At 53.7% G+C, this 20342-nt stretch carries 23 protein-coding genes; 1 reads left to right on the forward strand and 22 read right to left on the reverse strand.

What is annotated here, in order from left to right; genetic code table 11:
* Positions 1 to 56: 56 nt before the first annotated feature.
* The 3 genes from Q1B46_RS14525 to Q1B46_RS14535 all read right to left on the reverse strand — a co-directional run bounded on the left by Q1B46_RS14525 (position 57) and on the right by Q1B46_RS14535 (position 1284).
* The gene (locus tag Q1B46_RS14525; protein WP_299949066.1) at positions 57 to 302 is read right to left on the reverse strand and encodes a hypothetical protein; all 246 of its coding nucleotides are present in this window, start codon (positions 300 to 302) and stop codon (positions 57 to 59) included.
* Positions 299 to 1054, reverse strand: coding sequence for a BRO family protein (locus Q1B46_RS14530; protein WP_299949067.1), 756 nt, complete (start codon positions 1052 to 1054; stop codon positions 299 to 301). The genes Q1B46_RS14525 and Q1B46_RS14530 overlap by 4 nt, the downstream gene beginning before the upstream one ends.
* A gap of 68 nt (positions 1055 to 1122) precedes the next feature.
* Positions 1123 to 1284, reverse strand: coding sequence for a hypothetical protein (locus Q1B46_RS14535; RefSeq protein ID WP_299949068.1), 162 nt, complete (start codon positions 1282 to 1284; stop codon positions 1123 to 1125).
* 86 nt (positions 1285 to 1370) lie between these two features.
* Here Q1B46_RS14535 and Q1B46_RS14540 point away from each other — a divergent pair, with 86 nt between their 5' ends.
* Positions 1371 to 1775, forward strand: coding sequence for a hypothetical protein (locus Q1B46_RS14540; RefSeq protein WP_299949069.1), 405 nt, complete (start codon positions 1371 to 1373; stop codon positions 1773 to 1775).
* 546 nt (positions 1776 to 2321) lie between these two features.
* Here Q1B46_RS14540 and Q1B46_RS14545 read toward each other — a convergent pair.
* The 19 genes from Q1B46_RS14545 to Q1B46_RS22200 form a co-directional block, all read right to left on the reverse strand.
* Positions 2322 to 3854, reverse strand: coding sequence for a hypothetical protein (locus Q1B46_RS14545; RefSeq protein ID WP_299949070.1), 1533 nt, complete (start codon positions 3852 to 3854; stop codon positions 2322 to 2324).
* Positions 3854 to 5407: a phage tail tip lysozyme gene (locus tag Q1B46_RS14550; RefSeq protein ID WP_299949071.1), complete on the reverse strand. Its 1554-nt coding sequence runs from the start codon at positions 5405 to 5407 to the stop codon at positions 3854 to 3856. The genes Q1B46_RS14545 and Q1B46_RS14550 overlap by 1 nt, the downstream gene beginning before the upstream one ends.
* The gene (locus Q1B46_RS14555; RefSeq protein ID WP_299949072.1) at positions 5407 to 6360 is read right to left on the reverse strand and encodes a hypothetical protein; all 954 of its coding nucleotides are present in this window, start codon (positions 6358 to 6360) and stop codon (positions 5407 to 5409) included. Before Q1B46_RS14555 ends, Q1B46_RS14550 begins: the two co-directional genes overlap by 1 nt.
* Before the next feature lies 1 nt (position 6361).
* Entirely contained in the window at positions 6362 to 6748 is a 387-nt protein-coding gene (locus tag Q1B46_RS14560) for a hypothetical protein (RefSeq protein WP_299949073.1), read from the reverse strand.
* Positions 6745 to 7140 carry a hypothetical protein gene (locus tag Q1B46_RS14565; protein ID WP_299949074.1) on the reverse strand — a complete coding sequence of 132 codons (396 nt, stop codon included), beginning with the start codon at positions 7138 to 7140 and terminating at the stop codon, positions 6745 to 6747. The genes Q1B46_RS14560 and Q1B46_RS14565 overlap by 4 nt, the downstream gene beginning before the upstream one ends.
* The gene (locus Q1B46_RS14570) at positions 7137 to 8597 is read right to left on the reverse strand and encodes a hypothetical protein (protein WP_299949075.1); all 1461 of its coding nucleotides are present in this window, start codon (positions 8595 to 8597) and stop codon (positions 7137 to 7139) included. The genes Q1B46_RS14565 and Q1B46_RS14570 overlap by 4 nt, the downstream gene beginning before the upstream one ends.
* On the reverse strand, positions 8597 to 9292 hold the full coding sequence (locus Q1B46_RS14575; protein ID WP_299949076.1) for a hypothetical protein: 696 nt from the start codon (positions 9290 to 9292) through the stop codon (positions 8597 to 8599). Before Q1B46_RS14575 ends, Q1B46_RS14570 begins: the two co-directional genes overlap by 1 nt.
* Positions 9293 to 9497: 205 nt before the next feature.
* Entirely contained in the window at positions 9498 to 9908 is a 411-nt protein-coding gene (locus Q1B46_RS14580; RefSeq protein WP_299949077.1) for a hypothetical protein, read from the reverse strand.
* Positions 9909 to 9920: 12 nt separating this feature from the next.
* Positions 9921 to 11036 (reverse strand): N4-gp56 family major capsid protein, encoded by a 1116-nt coding sequence (locus Q1B46_RS14585; RefSeq protein ID WP_299949078.1) that lies wholly within the window; start codon positions 11034 to 11036, stop codon positions 9921 to 9923.
* A 109-nt stretch (positions 11037 to 11145) separates the two neighbouring features.
* On the reverse strand, positions 11146 to 12015 hold the full coding sequence (locus Q1B46_RS14590) for a hypothetical protein (protein WP_299949079.1): 870 nt from the start codon (positions 12013 to 12015) through the stop codon (positions 11146 to 11148).
* A gap of 66 nt (positions 12016 to 12081) precedes the next feature.
* Positions 12082 to 12387 carry a hypothetical protein gene (locus tag Q1B46_RS14595; RefSeq protein WP_299949080.1) on the reverse strand — a complete coding sequence of 102 codons (306 nt, stop codon included), beginning with the start codon at positions 12385 to 12387 and terminating at the stop codon, positions 12082 to 12084.
* An 18-nt stretch (positions 12388 to 12405) separates the two neighbouring features.
* Entirely contained in the window at positions 12406 to 14244 is a 1839-nt protein-coding gene (locus tag Q1B46_RS14600; protein ID WP_299949081.1) for a glycine-rich domain-containing protein, read from the reverse strand.
* Between the two features lies 1 nt (position 14245).
* Positions 14246 to 14749 carry a hypothetical protein gene (locus Q1B46_RS14605; RefSeq protein WP_299949082.1) on the reverse strand — a complete coding sequence of 168 codons (504 nt, stop codon included), beginning with the start codon at positions 14747 to 14749 and terminating at the stop codon, positions 14246 to 14248.
* Positions 14750 to 14760: 11 nt separating this feature from the next.
* Positions 14761 to 15204: a hypothetical protein gene (locus tag Q1B46_RS14610; protein WP_299949083.1), complete on the reverse strand. Its 444-nt coding sequence runs from the start codon at positions 15202 to 15204 to the stop codon at positions 14761 to 14763.
* An 11-nt stretch (positions 15205 to 15215) separates the two neighbouring features.
* On the reverse strand, positions 15216 to 17399 hold the full coding sequence (locus tag Q1B46_RS14615) for a hypothetical protein (protein ID WP_299949084.1): 2184 nt from the start codon (positions 17397 to 17399) through the stop codon (positions 15216 to 15218).
* An 8-nt stretch (positions 17400 to 17407) separates the two neighbouring features.
* Entirely contained in the window at positions 17408 to 18673 is a 1266-nt protein-coding gene (locus Q1B46_RS14620) for a terminase family protein (protein ID WP_299949085.1), read from the reverse strand.
* Entirely contained in the window at positions 18652 to 18939 is a 288-nt protein-coding gene (locus tag Q1B46_RS14625; RefSeq protein ID WP_299949086.1) for a hypothetical protein, read from the reverse strand. Before Q1B46_RS14625 ends, Q1B46_RS14620 begins: the two co-directional genes overlap by 22 nt.
* Before the next feature lie 203 nt (positions 18940 to 19142).
* Positions 19143 to 19502, reverse strand: coding sequence for a hypothetical protein (locus tag Q1B46_RS14630; RefSeq protein WP_299949087.1), 360 nt, complete (start codon positions 19500 to 19502; stop codon positions 19143 to 19145).
* Positions 19503 to 19583: 81 nt separating this feature from the next.
* The gene (locus tag Q1B46_RS22200; protein WP_366871557.1) at positions 19584 to 20150 is read right to left on the reverse strand and encodes an HNH endonuclease signature motif containing protein; all 567 of its coding nucleotides are present in this window, start codon (positions 20148 to 20150) and stop codon (positions 19584 to 19586) included.
* Positions 20151 to 20342 lie beyond the last annotated feature (192 nt).

The raw sequence follows: 20342 nt of genomic DNA on the forward strand, positions 1-20342 counted from the left end.
AAATAGATAAAGCCCCGCAAAAAGCGAGGCTTAGTTAGTGTTGTTGATGTTGGTTGTTAGATGGTTGCGGCCTGTCTCTTCCACCAGGCGTCTGCCCACTCGACACCAAGCTCGTCGCAGAGGCATTTTAAAGAATCCTTGTCGACACCACAGTGTGCGTGGGTCAGTGGGACCACCTTTGACATGATTGCCTCAAGCGCTTGCTTCGCTGATATTCCGAGCGGTTCTTCGGCGACAGCGCCGGTTACGATTACACCCGCAGCGACAGGCAGTGAGGTTTTCAGGAATGCGCGGCGTTTCATGCCGCACCTCCGATCCTAAGTTCGTCGGGGATCGTCCTATCAAGCCAAGTTAAGCCCCGAGAGGAAACCACAGTCTGTGGGTAGACTTTGCCATCTCGTGTGTTCTTGACAGGCACTACTTTGAAGTATCCTCGTGAAATCAGTGTTCCTTTTGGGGTGTTCGCATTCACCCCCTCGGAGAACATGTGCCTCTCGCTTCTAAGGTACTCCAATGCTTTATGGGGCTTTGCGCCTATCTCACGCATAGCCATACGCAGGTTTACATACCCATCGCTTGCCAAAAAGCTGTCAAATGATTGCGCCTTGGGCTCCAGATTGACGATCTGACACGCTTGCTTCCTGTTTTCCTCAACAAGCGCCGCTTTTTCCGTCTCAGATTGAATAACCATCTGCGCAAGCTCAGTCATGGTTGGCAGCTTGGGCGCTCCATATGATCCAGTTTTTCTGATCGTCGGCAGGATTTCATCCATAACCAGATTTTCGAACTCTTGAGCTTCTGGGCGGTTGGACCGGATGATTAATCGGTAAACATCACCTTCGGGGATGATCTTGGTTTGTGGGTCCATTTCGGGGGGAGTAACGAATCGTGACCCCCCTACATGTTGGGCCTTCTTGCAGTGATCCAGCAATGCCTTGCGCGGATTACTGTATCCGAGCGCTAAAGCAACGTCCTTGCCAACGAACCAGGGTTCCCCCTCGATTTCGATTACTCGAACGGACTTGTTTTTGAAGTTAAATGGTACTATATTCATCTGGTAAACCTTTCTTACCAAAGTTGGTTTCAAGAAGGCCACGGGGACGCCAATCCATTCCGTGGCCTTTACTTTTGGGTTTCTACGTCTTCCTCCATCTTCTCCTGCAGAGTCAGGCTGACAAATGTGTTGGCCGAGATGCCCTTCTCGCAGGATTTTACCTCCAACCAACGCTTAACTCCTACTGGCAGACGCACGGTCGTGCGGGCGGTTTCAGTTGCATTAGCCATTTTCGTTCTGTATCTCCTATTTCGACGTCTGATAGGCGTCAACTTAATACGGCGTCGGTGCGACGTCAAGAAGAAAGTGACGCCGCATGGACGCCAAGCTAAAACGAACCACGCTTCGACTGCCTCAAGCACTCTACGACCGGATAGAGGCCGCCGCCGTTGGTAAGTTGTCGATGAACGCCTTGATCATTGAGACATTAGAAAAAGCGTTCCCGCCCCCGGTAGACCCAGACGAAGCCGCATTGATTTCCGCTCTTATCGATAGGCTCAACTCGATGGAGCCAGAAAAAGCGAATAAGTTACTAGATGGCTTAGAGGACACCATGAAAGACCCAGACGGCTCGCTTGCCGGGCCTGCGTCTCTTTTGCTGGCAATTCTTCGTGGGGTAGCTAGCTCAAAGAGCGATGACGAAGCCCAGCCCGGCCAGCACAACATTGATGCAGAAGGAGTCAGTCGCCCAGGCGTCCGCAAGGTTGACCTAGACGACTGACTCCTTGACATTTCAGGGGTGAGTGGATTCACTTACCCGCATTCGGAAAGGGATTTAGAATGCGGAAATTACTCCTATTTTTCTCGACAATTTGGATTGTAGCCGGTTGCGACAACGAGGAATATTTCATGTCAGTTGCGAGGGATCGGTGTGATGCTTACGGGATAACCGACCAGCATCCACAAAGACCTCAGTGCCTTCAGCATGAGCGTCAGGCTGCTGAGCAGGCGAATTTGGACAGCGCTGCTGCACTGCTTGCAGGCGGGACCGCCATTCAAAATGCCAGCCAGCCAAATCCGCCGCTAAACTGTACGTCCACAACAACTGGCGTGTTCACCAACACCAACTGCTATTAACGTCTTGATTTTTCCCTCTACAACACCAAGGTTTGATGAATGGACAGCTTGACCATTTGGGACATTATCGTCGGTGTATTTTTCGGAAACTTCTTTTTCTGGATGTTCTCAACCGGGTTTAGGATTGCAAGCTCCGATGAGGAGAAAGGCGTCGAGAGGATCGGAACCTACGCAATGATTGCTGCACCGCTCATCTTTTGTACTCTGTACCTTCTACCACTGTAGCCGCGTTCGCGCCGCCTCTGCCCGCCATTCTCGTCAACAGGGTGTCAATTGCATGACGCCGTGCTGCCTCAAGGATGGGATCACTGATTTGAGCGCCAGATGTGACGAGAGCACGAGCAATCTCCGCATTTCTCTGCGTTGCCTTCTCGCCGAGTTTTTGCATTGCACTACCGATTACAGGGACGGCTAGTCCGAACTCTTTTAGCGCCAGCATTGCCATCAAACCATTACTCTGCGCGCCCTGCCCTATTCCAACCTTACCGGCTTTCTTCAGGGCATTTGATACACCCGTACCGTCTGAAACAGCCTCAAGTGCCTTGATTTCATCCTCACTGAACATCTTTCGTTTCTTGGGGTTTTTCAGGATTGAGCGCACTTCATTCCTGATGCCATTTTCATATCCCGAAGCCGAACGCCCGGCGCGATACATTGCCTCATCAATAACTTCACTACGACGCAACTGACCCCACATCTTACGGGCCATTTCAACTTCGCTGCCAGTATCTGGGGCGGCTGTTTTCAGCACATCATCAATGTCATTCACTAAACGACCGCCAACTGAAGACTCCACCCGATTGCTCACGTTTCCAGCAGGGATTTGGGCCTGACGCCTCAGAACATCCAGGTCCCTGAAACCCATGTTCGGATTCGGATCAGTAGCGGCATCCATAACACGATCCACAGTGCGCGAAGATTGAGGGGTTAGGACTTCATCCATACCCTTACGCAACGCTCTGTCCTGAATTCCCGGTGCGGCTTCTGTCAGAGCCTTCCTATCCATATTGGTAACTCTATCAGCCTTCTTGAACAGTTCGTCAGCCTTGGTGCGCAACTCTTCCAATGAAGGCGCTGACTTCATCATCTGCTTGATTTTACGGCCACGCGCTGCGCGACGGGCGATGTTGCCCATGAGGCTACCAACGATAGGAACTCCAATGCCGAAACCGCCGGAGAACGCTGCACCTTTTAATCCTTGAGATTTCCGATCCTCAAATGAACCTTCTCCCTCATTGAATGCATACGTTCCGCCAGACAGCGCCGCCACACCACCAGCTTTAGCGGTTCTCAGTAAGCCGCTGCCCGTCTTCAGAACTGAAAACGTACCGAGTCCCGGTATAGCCGCTGGAGCTAACTCGGAGGCTATACCGGCAACGGGGTGTTCTTCTTTGAATTGTTCTTGTTGTCCGCGATAATGGTCGCGACGTTCCTCATAGTCCACACCCGGTAAGACACTTTCAACAGCGGCAGACGCTTCATCCCCAACCAACCCTAGGGTCAAGCTTTCGCCTGCCATATTTAACGCAGTGCCGATTTTCTCACCTAGGTTCATCGTCGACGGATCGTTGTCACCAAAAATATTATCCTTGATGGTCTGCATCGTGGATTTTGGCTTTGGCGCAGATTCTTTTGCTAGTTGGAGAAAACGCTTGGCCGCATGGGCGTCACCGGCACTATCGGCCTTCCGGGCCGCACCCATCAACTCTTCATAGGTAGCCATTAGTTCAGTCCGTACTTCTTGAACAGATCCTCATCAGAAATGTTCGTGTGGTTCTCACCTAGCTCTACTTGCCGGTACATTTCACGAGCCTCCTCATCGGGAATGCCTTCGTGAATGATGCGGGTATAGAGCTTCTCTAGGCGGTCGAGGTTGTACTGAATATCTTCAGCGCTCTGGGCCTGCTCTAAGCTACCAAATACCGATTGCAAAAGACGGTTCTCAAACTCAGAAACCTGACCAAGTGCGCCGCCAGTTGGTGATGCATCGCGCATAGATTGCAATTTATCAAAGCCGATGTTTGCCTTGATGGTGGTGAGGCGGTTCTTGAGCGCACCTGCGCGGGTGCTATCTATGTTGGATGCAATGTTTCCGGTGATACCCGTTGCTGGTGAAAGCATAGACTCCCCGGCGATCAGCTCTTTTGCAATGCTGATTTCATCTAGAACCAAATTAGCAGATGTGGCTTTGGCTTCTGCCGCATTAGCGTCCTCGACGCTTGTATCCTCCGGCCCACCGATGATTGGCACAGCCGTAGGTATGCCCTGTTCGTTTATCTCCACCTGACCGTTTGCGTCACGCTTATAGACGAAACCGGCTGGCAGTTTGTTGTATGCAGGAACGGGGGCCTGTCCTGGGTTATTCACGGTGACATTCGTACCGCCCTTTGCAACCTTGAGCGCTTCTCGAAAATCCATGCCGGGGTTTTGCTGCATAATCCATTCTACGTTTTGACGTAGCGATGTGGGCTTATCAGCTTCCTGTGGTTTGAACTGCGCAAGAACCATCTGCTTTACAGCATCCGGGACGTTAGGACTCTGTAACACTTCTGCCGCGCGTTCGGGTGACATATTCGCATACCGGCGTGAACGGCTTTCTTGATGCTCCGGTGCTGGCCTCAGAAAATCTCGAACAATAGTCTGCGCTGCATCGCTAGCATTCCGGGTGCTGAGAATGGACTGACCCGCACTGCTTTCTGTGCCCTGAAGCTCATGCACCAAGAAATCCAACTGTGTATCAATGTCTGATACGTTTGAACCTCTTTGCTGTGCGAATTGCTCCAAGGCGACACGGCGGGGCCCCGTCCATTGAGCCAGGCCAAACCCGCCACGCGAACCGGGCACAGTCGGATTAATCTCGTTTATCCCGGGATCAAGGTTCGACTCATCCTTGAAGTTGGCAATAAAACCATCTGCTACATGTTCGGGAAGTCCACGGCGCACCAATCCACTGCGAATTACATCAGAATTCGATTTCCCCAATGCGGTCATCGTGTCGCCTGCGATGGCCTGCTCTGGCGTCTTGGGGGTCGGGACACTGGCCATACTTGGCGGGTTGAACGGTGTACCCATCATGCCAGTCAGCGCACCTCGCGTAAGCTCCATCCCATGAGCGCGCGCTGCTGCCTCGTCCTTGCGCTTTTTATCAGCCTGATTCATGTCGTAAATGGTGCTCATGGTGCCCGCGCCAGAGCCGCCTTTGAACAAATCGCCAAGCCCATGCAGAAGTAACGCAGTTTTTTCGGAGTTCTCCGGCGCAAACATCTTCGACAACATCACGCGACCTCCTGATAGTTCACGATATCAAAGCCGCCGACTTGGAACGCAACAGCGTGTGGAACCTCGTCAGACATGACACCAAACCTTTGGGTTTTGTCGCCCCTGTATTTGAAGGCGTAGAGGTTGTTTCCGCCCGGTGTTTCGCCAATCTGAACAATGTCGCGCTTCAGGCGTCTGTCTGAGGCAAACATAGCTGGAAACAGCAAATTAGTCATAGCCAGACCCTGCAATCCACCGCCGATAATGTCGCCAGCACCAGCGCCGCCTCCGCTCGTGGTCCCAGTAGAGGTGCCGCCCTGCCCGCCATATCCCAACAACATTTGAGTATAGGCGTTCAAGTCATTCGCTCTTTTATTTCCAGCCTCATAGTGCTGCGCCATGTCAGCATCTATCTCGCGCTGATTTTGGTCTTGCTCAATCGCACCCACGCCCAACATTTGCTGCATGGGCGTATATCGAGCTGCGTCAATTCCCGGGGCCATTCCTGCTGCCTGCATTGCGCGGCCTTCCGCCTGATTGAAGGCGTTGTATTCATAAGGAGCCACAGCCTCAGTTGCCGCGCGTCCGACATAATCCATTGCCTGCCCTGAATTCGCCATGCCCGAACCAGAGAACATACTGACAGCCGCAGGAATTGCTGATCCTAATGCATTGTTCTTTACGCCCTCAAGGCGCTCACCATAAGCCTCCGGGTTCATCATGCGGTTTAGGGCGCCGCCAGCCCCGTCAATCAGGCTTGTATCGTCTGCGGCCCGCATAATGCCTGCCATGCCCTGTTGCGTGGCGTCGGACAGATTGGCCACACGGTCGCCGGCATAGGGTTGAGCGCTCATACCCCCAGATTCATAGAGGCTTTCCGCGTCCCGCATAGCCCCCTTGAGATACGGCTTAGACGGCCCCCAGGGGTCCGACTTTTGCACCGTTGTTTGTTTGTCGCCGCCGCCTGCCATTCTACAACTCCAACATATAGTTGCGCTCGATTTCCCTATAACCAAGCGGTTTTCCAAAGCGCTCCCAGCCGCGCCGTCCTGTTACGAATATTCTTTTCTTTCCGAGGCTTATTGCCCACGTCCTGATTTCCTGCTCAAGATCCGATTGCCATTCTCTTGCACGAACACCAGCGCAGAAATCTATGTTCACGCTACTCAGCCCAATTGAAGTCATGCACACGGCCTGGAAATCACCAGCAACCCAAACCTGACGGTCGCGTTCCATGATATCTTGAAACAGTGTTTTGACCGTGAACCTGCCTCGCGATATGGATGCAAATTTCTCAATGAAGGGCTTCAGACTATCCAGCAAGCTTGGGATTTCTGCGGCTGGAACGCCCCTAATCATGAGTAAACGCCTTGATAATCAAACCCGTAACCCCAGATGTTTACGCGGTCATTCACGCCACAAAGGGCCTGTACAGTCGCGCCTGGTTGCAGTAACCCCTGCTTTTCCCGATCAAAGATGACTGTCATGCCATTCCCAGCAACAACCACCTGATAGGCGATTGTGTTAGCCGTTGAGGCCGACCCGCCGCTTGGAACGAGATGAACCGTCACATAATCAGCCGTACCGCTGGTGTTATTAGCAACGAGGGATTCAATCTGAAAATCCGCATCGGTTCTTGCCGTTGCAACAGTGCTAACGGTTGTCTGTAGTTGGACAATATCAATCGGCCTCGGAGCCTTGAGTGCTGACCTGTTCTCAACATCTGTTGTAAATCGTAGCTGGTCCTTCATTTGCTGCCCGCCACGCTGTAAGAAACCTGAACGCCTTGAGCGTCAGACCAATCTGTTCCGGCTGGTTTGACCATATTCACAGCCACTTGCTGCCCTTCACCCCGAACCGGAGCAAATCCCGACCAGCCCACCTCTTTTTGCGCTGAAACCGTCCGTTGCCCTCTGTTACCCCGCATTTTCAGTTGGATGAGTTCATTCATGTTCTCGGTTTCAATCTTCGGATAGACCTCATCCACAAACACTCTTTTGCCGGGTACGGGCTGGGCTTCACCCGTTTCCCACTCAGCTTGAAGTGGTGACCCGGTGAATGTGTTGAATTCAGACGTTGTTGAGCTGTTGACGAAAGCGCCAAGGCGGCTTAGTCCACTTTTGAACTCCACCGCGTCCAATGACAGCGGAATAGCGTCCAGATTGCCGTAAATTGCATCCAACGCGTCAATACTCACCGCGTCTTTTGCTGTTCCGACAAGCCAGCCAACATCTACGGTGCCAGTTGACCACCTGTTTTGCGCCCAACTGTAGATTATGAACCTGTTGAAATCGCCTGCAGCGTCAGATTTAAACGCCCAGATGATACATTCATTCTGCCAATCAACTGCGCCGTGCGTTTCAACTATTGTTGATTGCTCCACGTTGTCGAAAAACCACTCGTTCACGCGGTTTGTGCCAACGGACTCAATCGCTGAGCCGTTCGTGATATAAAACCCGTCTTGAGCGAGGAAATAGGACAGATACCCAACCGTCACGACTGAAAAGGGCGCTGTTGTTCCCCGGCTTGAAGAAATGACGTCTGCATTCCAGACTTTCGGAGCGCCAACGTTACTTATCCTTTGAATGCCTCGCTCCTGAAACACCATTCCATAGCGCCCACCAACAATACGTTGGACAGAGCCAAGTTCTGCATCCAGGTCCGCGAAGTTCGCTTGAGTCAACCTGTCACTCGCCCAACTTCCGGTTGGATTATTGTAGGATGACCACTGAATTCTGTTCGGCACCCCTGACACGTTGCCCAACATTAGGAATTCACCAACCTTGGCGCATCGCTTTGCCTGGGGTGGCGATCCCGGAAGGGCTGACCATGTGTTGTCCGTATCAATATCCGATAGATACTGAGGTGAGTTGTTTACCGATGTTGCAATGACAAAATCATTGAAGCGGGCAAAGTCCCATGCTTCCCCTGCCCCAATCGACGTCATACCTGATGTTTCGGTGACAGACGCTCTGCGAACAAACAGGCTGTCGTCTGTTCCGCCAACAATGAGGGACGTTTCGCTATTGTCGTAGAACTGCTCCGCACCCTGCACATCGTCAGAGACAGTATCAGACTGCCCCACAAGCCCCAGAAAAGGCCCGTAGCCCATTGTTGTAGGAATGACATTATCCGCTATCACGCATCCCGGATTTTTATATGTCGGCGCGTCTGGCATCCACTCGCCAAACTGGATTTCTGTATCCATCAGTCATGCACCTTGAGCTTGCCGGTAGATGACTTCAGTAAGTGTTCCCGTGCCATTGCGCGGGCTGCCCCGTCCTCAATGATTCCAAAATCAGCGGCGCGCTCTTTGTCTCTTAGATACTTCAGGCAAACACGCTTCAGCGCACCCGCCTCAATCATTTCGTTGGCCTCATCAAACCAAACGCTGGTGTCGCTGTCGTTCGTCGGAACAACTGGCTTCACATGTCCTGAGAAATAAAGTTCATAAACTCCGTCAGGGGTCGGCCAAATACCAATCTGACCGGCATAGTAGGTGTAATAGGTTGGTGTTCCTTGTGGCGTGGAGCCTTCCCGAAGGCGCTCAAACTTCGCATAAGGAATACGGTCTAGAGGTTCATTTAGTCCACTGGAGCCGGGGTTTTCCCGAGAATAGGTGATATTAAGGATCTGGTTCGTATCAACCGCCGTGCGCGACGTATTGCTTTGATCCCCGTCACCGGAGGTCAGGTCAACCGACGAATACCAAACCGTTGACGCAGCCGTGTCCAGCGTAAACCCGCGAAACTCTGTCAGGTGATAGGGCTTGCGATTATAGAAACGGATCGTCTCTTGAATCTGTTCTTTGATTTCAGCCTCAAGGTCGGTGATGTCCGTACCTGCCGCATTCACACGGCCCAACTGCTTAGCGCAGGACAGCGCTACTGTTGTTAGTGTCATCGCTCAACCTCTTGAGAATGGTTTCCAGCTTCATACGATGGTGCGGCTTTTCACCGAACTTGCGCTCGTATTCCTCGGCTGGCGTTAGCTTGGGAGGCGACTTTTTCGCCGCCTCCGCAAATATTTGTCGGCGGCGCATTACTTGCCTTTGCCGCCTTTTTTGCACTCTTTAGGTGCCTTACCATTGCGTTGCATTGGCTTCTCCTTACGAGTTGTCGACCAGATACGTCAGGTAGGCATAACCGGAACCCGCAGTGGGGGCGGTGCCAGTGCTGTTGTAGGTCAAGGTGATTTCCGCGCCTTCAGGCAGATAGGCATCTCCAGCAGTCGCCAACTCATCAGCAACAATTACGCCCGCAGTAGTGATGTCGAGCAAAGTTGCGTATTCGTTGGGGTCAGCCGTAGTGCCGTCACCAGCATTGCGGAATCCAAGGTCCATGGTGTCGGACGTACCGCTATTGAAAGCGGTCGCCACAACCACGCCGCCGCCAATGACGGAAGCGCCTGCGGGAACCCACCCAAGCGAAATGGTTTCATCTTCATTCGCAAAGGTAAAGTTAACGCGCAGGAAATGGACCTGATTGGTGTGATACTGCTGTGCAGCATTAACAGACATGTCAGGTCCTCCTTAGGTTGGGGTTGCTGCGGTGGCGTAAGTCGTAACCACGATGGTTCCGAAATCCTCCGCATTGGTTGCCGAGTCGTCCGCAGGCGTGAACTTGGTTTTCTTCAGGCCATAGATAGAGCCCGCCGAAACACCCAGTTGATTGCCGTAGTCAAACAGCTCTTCTTTCCACGAATAACGAGTTGCCCCGTTCTCCGAACCGAAAGCGATAGTCGCCGACTGCGCACCACACAGAACCGCACGGCGGGTATTGGCCACCGCTGCACCTGTGGACGAATGAACGCCCTGGGTGACATAGTTCGACTTGTGCAGAATAACGCCGTTGTACACGCCGAGAGCACCCGTAAAGATTGGGTTGTCCCGAACATCACCGCCCTGCATTGCAGCTTTCTGGATATCAACCCAGTTGCCAGCAGTTGCAGCATCCGTGCGTAGGGAGGTGACCTGATGGTCATGCAAGAACATGACGTAGTAGTCATCACCCATGTAGCGGATAGGACGGATCAACGGGCCAGTATCGTTTTCGGTCGAGGAAGTTTCCGCGCGCTCACGTGCAACGTCGATGTGCTGCAGCAAGAACGGATCGCCCGAAGTGATTGACTGGTCATCCGACTGGTTGCCACCGCGAAGAATGCGGTTTGAAGTCGGCGCGGTTACAGCGTTGTTGCCGGTGAAGCGTGTATCAGTAGCTGCGGTGTAGCCGCAAATCTGATTGAAGAACGATGTCTCCATGCGACGTGCCCACCAATCCGCAAGCCGGTCTTTGCCAGTGTTACGGATATTGTAGGGAACGCGCTGTTCCGACATTTTGCCTTTAGAGCGGGTCGCGTGACGCAACTGATCCACAATGACCGAGTCATCATAGAACTGCAGCGCCTCTTCGTTGCCCTCAAGGGTGCTATCGCCCTGAACGCCGTCGCCTTGCAACTGAACGTTCAGACCACAGGTGATTTTGTCACCAGCGGATTTTTTCAGGTCAACCTTTTCCTGGATTAGCGAGTCTTCGCCTTTACCAATGAACTTGCCGATATAGGTCTTGCGGTACGCCTCTGCGGCGAGTTGCTTAGACCAAACTTTGACGGCAAGTGGATGATTGACCCCAAACTCTGTCTTAGACATGCTAAGCTCCTGAATTTATAGGGTTTCATTGCCGCCTCGATGTCGCCCGTGGCTGGCGAAGACTGTTTTACGTTCAGACAAACGAAGGTGCGTTGAGGTGCACTAGTCCTTAGCCGCCCATTGCCTTCCGAACTTCTTCATCGGTTAGCTTGGCGAATTCTTCCTCTGACATTTCTGCCAGTTGCGTTGCGGTGATTGCCCCTGTTTGAGCCGGTCCGCTTGAGCCAACGCCCTTTGTGGCCTCCTGGGCCTGAGCCATGGCTGCGATTTTCTCTGCGTCAGTTTGCTGAGGGGCTGTAGCGGGCTGAGCCGTTTCGTATCCCATTGATTTTGCGCGCATATAGGCAAGTTCGGCGGGGTTCATGCCGATTGCTTCACCGGCCTGCACCATAGCCATGACGTCTTGCCGTAGCTGCGCTTGAACCTCAGCGGGGCCGTGGCCCATTTGCGTGAGTTCCTGTGTTCTTGCCTGAGACAGAAACGAGATTGCGTCCGATGCGTCAGGGGTTTTCTGCAGGAATTCCCGTTCGTAATTCTCAATTTTGACCATCAACTGCCGCTCTTCTGTCTGCTGCTGCACAGACTTAGTGACGGTTTCGGCCTTCTGTTCGCTTTGCTTGGCGCTGTATTCGGCCCACTTGCGGAATCCGTCTGGATCTTCAATGGGATCGACGTATTCCGGTGGTTGTTCCTGCGGGGATATCTTCGCTTCGATATCAGCGAGTCGCTTTTCCAGCGCGTCAGCCCGCTCGCGTTCCTGTCGAGCCTTCAGGCGCTCTGCATGCATGGCCTGATGCGGAACAAAACCCTCCGGGGGTTTCTCCTTTTCAGACTCGTCAGCAGGCTTTTCCTCAGTCTTAGGTGCTTCCTGCGTTCCTTCCTCGGTTTTAACCTCGGGTGTTTCCTCAACCGTTGTTTCCTCGGTCTGCATAGCCTCAAGGGCTGTCGACTCTTCAGTCGTCAGTTCTTCCGTGCTCATCATCTTTTCCGTTGATGTTACGTGGCCTGTTTACGCTCAGGCGGGCGAAACCCGGTCATCGGGTATTCATTTATTGATGATCGCTCTAACTCTAGACACAGATAGGCCGTGCCTCTTGGCGATGCGCGCAATCGCTGCGCCGTCATCAAATTCTGCTTTGATATACGCATTTCTGGCTGACCGCCTTGCCGCGTCCAGATGTGCAAGCTCCTTGCGGTGCTTATGGAAAAACCCGTCGATGTCTGCTTGTGCAGCAGCAAAGTCATCCTTTGCCTTATGCAGTCGAGTAATGGACGCGAGGTCGATCTTCTGCCCTGCAATATGCGCCTCAAACGCCGCCGCCTCTTCCGGTGACAGGTCAATGTCGCTCATTTGCTCTTGCCCCTCGATTCATGCAACTAGAAGCATCGCGATTACCGCGTCGTCTTCTTCCATTTGCTTAATTTTGGCCTGCAGAACCTCTATTCTGCGTTCCGCTGAATTAATCCGTTTCTCGGCTGCTTTCAGTTCGCGCGTAGCCTCGATTTTAGCTTGCTGTGCGGCGACAACGCGCTGCCTGCGAGTGTCCTCCCGTAAACGCTTATCTTTAGCTGCCTGAACCGCTTTTTTGGCCTGTTCGGCTTGCTCTCGCGCCTTCTCTTCAGCCTGCTTTTGCGCAGCAATGCGTTCACGGCGTTTTTTGCGTAGAATGGCTTTGAGTTCTTCTGGGCCTACTTCCAGTGAATTGCGCTGCTTTTGGCCCTTTCCGCCACCACCGCGACGTTCTGCGCTGCCTCTTGCTCCCTCGACTTCAGCCCGATTAGTGGTCAAAATCAGTTGAGTTACATTTGCATCAGCGTCCACACCTGAAACAAAGCCAATATTGGCCGCGTTGGTGCTGAGTGAAAGAGCTTCCGTTCCCGCAGAAACTTCTAGGTCGTATGCAATCGCCGCCTGTAAAGCGGTGACACTCAGAGATTCCGTGTTTGCCGGTATCTCAACGTCATAGGTTACGGCTGCTTGGGCTGTGCTAAGTGATAGCTCTTCTACATTCGCGAGAATGCCGGAACCGTATGCAACGCCCGCCGCATGTGTGGTTAGTGTCAGACCTTCCAGATTTGCCGATATGCCGACATCAAGACTAATATTTGCTTGCTGCGCGGATAGGCTTAGAGCCTCTAGATTACCCCCAACCGATACATCAAGCGCTGTCGTAGCCTGATGCGTTGATATGTTGAGTGCTTCTGCACTTCCCAACACATCAATATCAAAACCGACACTCGCCTGTTGGGTCGTTACAGTCAGCGCCTCGGTATTCGCGCCCACATCAACGTCGAATGTCAGGCTTGCTGCGTATTCGGTAAGAGTTAGCGCTTCGGTATTAGCCGCAACATCTGTGTCGGAACCACCAGCATCCTCAACAAAGATGATGACAGTACCGTCACCGCCGTCACCGCCGGGGCCGGGGGAGGCGAACTTTCCACCACCACCGCCGCCGCCTAGTCCGTCTGTGCCGTTTGTAGGATCAACTGTGCTGCTTGCACCGCCATCACCCCCACCTCCAGCACCACCTGAGCCAGATGCAGACGAGGTTTCACCAGCGCCGCCGCCACCGCCGCCATAAGTAACCGATGAGCCAGTGATAGTGGACGCTGTGCCGTCACCGCCGTCACCGCCCTGAGTGGTGGAGCCTGCGCTACCGGCGCCGCCAGCACCACCGCCTCCGCCAGAACCGTAAGCGGGGCCGCCTGAGTTACCAGAACCAGCTCCGCCAGCGTTACCCTGCCCCGATGTTCCTGAGCCGCCCCCGAATCCGTGATAGCCTCGCCCGCCGCCACCAGAGCCACCGTCTTCACCAGCATAGTCACCCGTTTCACTGGCACCGCCGCCACCGCCTACTGCTGCAGCAGGGGCATTTGTGCCTGTGATCGATGAATTACCACCGTTAGAACCATCGGTACTGTCTGACGCAGCGCCCGCACCGCCAAGGCCAACAGCAACATTGTACGTGGATGCTGTAGCCGTAAAGCTGGCGTTTCCAGTCTGTGGGAGTTTACCGCCAGCACCGCCGCCAGCACCATTTCTGGCACCACCGCCGCCACCGCCAGCTTGGACCAAATACCAAACAACTGTGTCGGCCTCAGCGGTGAACGAGCCCGCACCAGACCACTGATAGGTGGTTCCGGTCATTCCGTTGTAGCTGACGCTCGACGTAGTGGTCGGGCTGCCCGTTGTGGCTGTAATAGCCATTTTAGCCGCCTACGGCTTCAAAGGCCTTAATCAGCGCATCCAACTCGGCAGATTCACGAAGGGGGCGTGCTTGTTCTTCCGTGAGGGCCTGAACGTCAACACGGCGCAGACTTCCGGTAGATGTGTCCCATCCCCGAAATGCGCTATTCGGCAGAGCGTCATGCCAAGAAATATAAAAGACGTTGAGCGCCTTGGCCGCTGCGTCCACGACCCCGAATTGCGCCAGCAACGCCATGCCGTCCGCCGGTGCGCCAGGATAGCCCGCAAGCTTGTCCGTAACCACAGCAACATTCGCTGCATTAGGTACACCCTCTGCATCCAGGACTTGTGCCAGTACCGCCTGAGTAGTCAGTTGCGCCTGAACTAGTGCTTGTTCACGCTGGTCATGTGCCAGACGCCAAGACAAATCCCCGCCCGTGTCACGGATATTACGCAACACCTGCGCAGCATGATTTACGGCCTCGGCCAATGCTGGCAGAGTCCGGTCAAAGACTGGAATTGTCATGGGGCTACCCTTTATGCGGCGGTGATGGTCGCGATGCCCGAGGCATTCCACGTAATTGTCAGAGAGCCCGCTGACATATCGACAGGCCCACCCAACTCTACGAAGGCAATCGCTGGATCACCGGACTGGGTGTCGTTGTAAATCAAGCCCCAGTGCGCGTCGGTATCATTCGAGGCGTTCTGCGCCCACGTTGGATTTGTGCCGCTATCAACCGTGCCTGTACCGCCGGATTCCGAGTTCATCGCAGCCCATGTGCCAAGCGATGTTCCGCCAGCCGTATAAGACCCCGCAGCGCCAACCTCGGTGAAGTCGCCTAAAGCCGGTGTTGCTGTTGCTGCTGTCGGAGCCGTGGTGTTGTCCAGTACGGCAACCTTAATGTCGTCCGTCCCGGCCCAGCCCGCAAAGTATCCGAAGGTTCGAGCCTCCTCGAACCAGATAATGTCACCTGTCGCCATTTTGATTTACCTCAGTTTAAGACGGTTTCAACGCCCTTCGGACGCCCGTTCTCATAGACAACCCGCTTCGGTGCTGTGACTGCTGCCACAACCTGCTGATTGCCGGTTTCGATTTGCTGTGAAATCTGAACCAGTGCGTCCCCCAGTTGGGTCAAGCCCTGCATGTTCTGCTCACTCATTTCAGTTAGGCGCTGTTCCATGTACTGAACGATTGGTGAGGCCACAGATTCACTAATTTGAGCCGGGTCTACTTGGGGAGCAGATGCCGCGCCTTCTTGTCGGCCCTGATTAATTGCTTCAAACACCTTAATCTGCGTATCAGCCTCAGTCTTACCTTGCTCCATATCCAGTTTACGGTTTTCAAGTGCGATTTTTGCGCTTTCGGTCTCTGATCTAACCGCCATCTCTGCCGTCTTCAACTCAAGCTCTTTGGCCCTCAGCTGCGGCTCAGCCTTCTTGGCCTCAACCTCGGCAACTTGTGCCTCTACAGCCAGTTGCTCTTGTGGGGATGGGCCGTTGTTCTTGGATTCTTGAGCCTTTTCACGAACCTTATCTGCAAAGCTGGACGGTAGCGGGCTGTATTCCAGAATGTCAGCCCAGTCCTCAAGCGATAGATCCGCCTGCTGCAACATCGGGATCATGCCCTCAATGATTGCCCAGGCTTTCTCTTTCTCGTTCGGAGCAGACGGCGCATCATCGACAATCACGTCAAACTTGCGTGTTCCCTCATCCATCGCGAGGGGAACATACTGAACTAAGTCTTCCTTCTGGATACGCACCAACCGCCCCGTAGGCGCGATGTGGTTTGTCAGGAAGTTCAGAATCGTCTGTCCCTGACGCTTTCTATAATACCGGAGGCTGTCAAAGAACCGTGCCAGTGTGGTCATGGCCGACTGGCGGCGCTGATATTCCAGAACGCCCGGTTGATTAGCGTCGCGAAGCCCTAGAAGCTCCATATTGATGCCGGATACGTCCCGAATGGACGAGATAGCAAACTCTGTCAGGCCCATGAGCGCGGCAGGCATTTCCGCCTTGGGCTTTTCGTGGATTTTGCCCTGCGTGATTGCGCCCTCTTCAAGCCATGTCACACCGTCAGCAGCAGCCCAGCTTTCCTCAAACTGGTTCGGGTCTTGAACTGCTCCGGCCTCCACCATCACACCGCCTTTGGCGTTGCTGTTAATGATGTGCAGCGTTTGAGACAGCCATTTATTAGCAAATTTCTGCGGGTCTTTCATGGACCTCAGGAGTCCGTAGAACCGCTTTTTCTTCCGGTCCCAGTGCCCGGTCATGAATTGCAGCGTCGGGCCGTCTGGGTCTGGCTGGTTAGCCCTCAGGATGCTGTCAGAGCCTAGAAATGCCTGCTTCCACTCTTTCTTGATGAATTCACGAGACGGCATTGCCAGTGGAACTGTTTCAGTGACCTTTTTCCACCGCTCAGCATCCATCTCCATGCGCTTGCCGGTGGCAGGATCTACCGTCTCAACAACCTTCTTGCGCTCACAATATTGGATGCGAACAACCTTGACGGTGTTGTTTTCGTCCTCAGCCTTGTCGTCTGAGTCCTTGTATTCGTCACCCGGTATGTTTTCTTCGATTTCGTCACTTTGGGCCTCAGTCAGCCATGCCGCATGAACCTCCTCAGAGGTCTTGCCGGGGAACTCATATTCCAGGTCCGCAACGCTGATTTCCTCAACCGTGCCAAAGAAGCGCCCAGAGACCAGCCCACGGTTAACTGCGTGTGGGTCCCAGAAGCATGTCAGGGGGTCCAGTCGATTGATATCCGGTTCGCCCTCTGGGTCAGCTTCCCAATCCAGCGTTGTTTCAGTAGCACCAAGCCCGCAAATGAGAAGGTCACGGAATGAATCGCTTTCCTCGTCCTCTGCGTTTGACTGGTCACGGAACCACTCAGCGCCAGCGGATAGAACCTCGTTAGGCTTGGCGTCCCCAATCTCTCGGGGAATGTACCGAACCTCAGTTCTGTTGTTGATTTCACTGCCCTCTACGGCAGCAATCATCACCCCAACCCGGTTAAATACGATTGGAACGCGTGACTGTTCCTCTAGCTGGCTCTTTTCGGTATCGGTCCACTGGTGACCATCAGCAAAGGCGTAATCGTCCTCTGACTCCTCACGCCATTCTCTTTGGGCTTTCCATGCTGTTTGGGCGTAACCCTGAAGTGTTTCAAAATCAGCCATTCACAACCTCATGCTGCCCATGCGCCCCGGCGCTTCTGCGGGCTTCTTCGCGGTGTTGCAGGGCGATACCCAACAGCCAGATACCGAAAGGCATCTGCACCGTGGCTTGTCCAATCGTGGAGAGGCCGTGAACGGAATGTCCGGCCCTTCTCGTCATAGTCCCGGCGGTACTGGCGTAATGCCTCGATACCCCGGAAACACTTTTCTTCATCAAACCAGCACGTCGCTATGAATGACCGTGCGGCTTGAATGCCGTCATCAACTGCCAGCTTCGGTGCAATCGTGATGTCCGTAAGTCCAAGGCCCTTCAGAACCTCTAACCGGCTCTTGCCTGTGCCCAGTTCTCTCACTTCTACGTCATGTGGCAATACATGCTGCCCGTAGAGGTATTTCTTTTCCTGGAGGTGCTGAACGTAGTGGTCCAAGCCTGCACCACTGGCCTCGTAATAATCAATGATCCGCTTTTCAGCCCCGTGGAACTGAGCAAACCAGATTGCCGTTGAATCCCCGATACCCAGATCCCAAGCCGTTACGACTGGCAAGCTAGGCTCGTATGGTACTTTCGCCACGCGCCCATCGTTGGACGCCTCTTTCATTTCGTGACCGTAGTACGCACCTTGTATGGCGGCCTCGAAACTACACTCGAACTCTTGGTCAAACCTGTCCTGGCCCATTATCTTCAGGGCCTCGTCAAGTTCTTCCTGATCTACAATGCTACTGACTGATGCCTTGAGGAGCTTACAGAACCAGTTGTCATCCTTCCGGGCGTGCTCGTATGTCTCCCAAAACTCATTCTTGCCCTTGGGTGTTCCAATGAATGTTGCCCTGCCCTTGCGGTCTGCCAGTGTGGGACGGATAACCATGGGCCACGCGTTTGCTGGGAAATCAGCGGGCTCGTCCATCACTACGGCATCAAAGTACATCCCCCGAATGGCTTCATAGTTGTCAGCTCCGAATAGCTGGAACCTGCCCCCGTGAGGGTAGTCTATCCTCAGCTCACTTTCGTTTGGCTTCGCGCCCTCTACGTCTCGGGCAAACTGCTTTGCATAGTCCCACGCCACGGCTTTGGCCTGCTTGTAGAACGGGGCGATATAGGCAACCCTTGGGTTCGGCCTCTCACATGTAAGGACGTCCCGCTGAAGGTCGTTAACCGCTGCAACCGTCTTTCCGGCGCGGCGATGAAACACCAGACATGCAAAGCGTTCAGTTCGGTTGTGATACGGCAGGAATGCCCTGCGCGGGGCGTACTGGATTACTCCTGCGGGGAAAGCCATCCATACGCCTTGATGATGTGTTCACCCTCGTCACCACTACCCAGTACTGTCTGGGAGGGTTTACCGTGCCCCCTGTCCAGCAGGGCCACTGCGGCTGATACTCGTGCGCTAGCAGGCTGCTCGACATCTCTCATGATTTCACTCAGAGCCGACAGCGCGTCAGCCCCGTATTTTTTTGCGTCTTCTGATATAGCCTTCTTTGCCTGCGATACTGCACCCGATTTCCGGCCAGCGCCGGAACGGGCACCTCCATGACCGTTTGCCATCTTGATTTCCTTGATTGTTTTTCAAGTCGTGATTGATTTTAGCCACTCACCCGCCTGAATCGCGGCCTGGACATTCGCGTCCAGTGCCTTGCAGTTGGTGTGCTTGCCTGCTGCTGAAATACACGCCCACATAATGCGGTGATCGAGTTGGTTTACTGCTGCCTCTGTGAATGTCGCTATTGCGTAGTCACGGGATGTTAGTTTCATTCGTAATCGCGCTTGAGAACGTGGCACACGTCGCAGAAAAGTGTCGCCAGCATGTAGGCCCGGATTTCCGTGTTCTCGACATTGATAGGAACGCCGCACTCATCCATGACCAAATCAACTATGTGGCTGCATTCATGAACGATAAGACCAAGGTTAGCAGACTCTGGAATCAGTAATGCAAATCTGGCCTGACCATCCGCGTCGTATTCACGGGAAGCCAAGCCGTATGCGGGCAGGTTCCAACCACCCTCAATCCCCCACTTCTTCTTGTGGTAGCGGACGATCTTTTTATCGTCTTCGAATATTGGTACCTCGACCCCGAATGGATGGACCCAGACTGTTGCTGTCGGCTTCATCCACGTTCCTCTCAGTCTTGACGCCCTTATACTCGGTGCCCGTTTTGGTCGTGCAGGTCGGGCAACTGCATGCCTTTGAAGCTAGGTGGCTCTGCCATGGTTGGGATGGAACCCCATCTCTTTCTCTGCCGCCCTACGAACCGCTATGGCTTCTAGCTTGTCGTCAAAATAGCCTAGTCGCTTCCTGACCCCCAACGAGCCAATCTGAGCGATCCATTTTCCTCGGGTATTACACCAGCCGACGCCAACAACTCCGCTCGTGTTGTCGTTGGGAATCTTAGTATTTTTACAATTGTCGCTTTGCGAGACCTCACGAAGATTACTGATCCGATTGTCGGCGCGGTCACCGTTGATGTGATCAATGGTCATTGTTGGCCAGTAACTATTGCAGATTGCCCAAACTACCCGATGTGCCCTTACTCTGGCATTCAACAGGGTTCCACTTGGGTAACCATAGTTATCAAGGCACGCTAAGGCGGGCTTACCCGCGAATATCGAATTCCACTTATTTGCCTCACCTTGAGCAGTACACCGGCCATCCTTAAACCACTCGGGCCCGCGATGTTTCCAGCGAAGCTTTCCAGTGCCTGGATTGTAATCCAGCAATTGACGAAGAACCTCCGGGGAGGGTAAAGGGCTGTAAGCCATAGCGATGCTCCAATCATCGTGCGGTTAGAGCCTCGTTGGCGTTGGCGCGCCTTCGGGGCTTGGTTTTTTGTGATTTAATTTTGTGATTTCAAAGCTGGCAACGGTGCGAGGAATCGAACCCCGGACACGTGGTTTTGGAGACCACTGCTCTACCACTGAGCTACACCGAACAAGAAAACCCGCCAACCGGGG

The organism is uncultured Ruegeria sp., from assembly GCF_947500045.1.
In the GTDB taxonomy this organism is placed as follows: domain Bacteria; phylum Pseudomonadota; class Alphaproteobacteria; order Rhodobacterales; family Rhodobacteraceae; genus Ruegeria.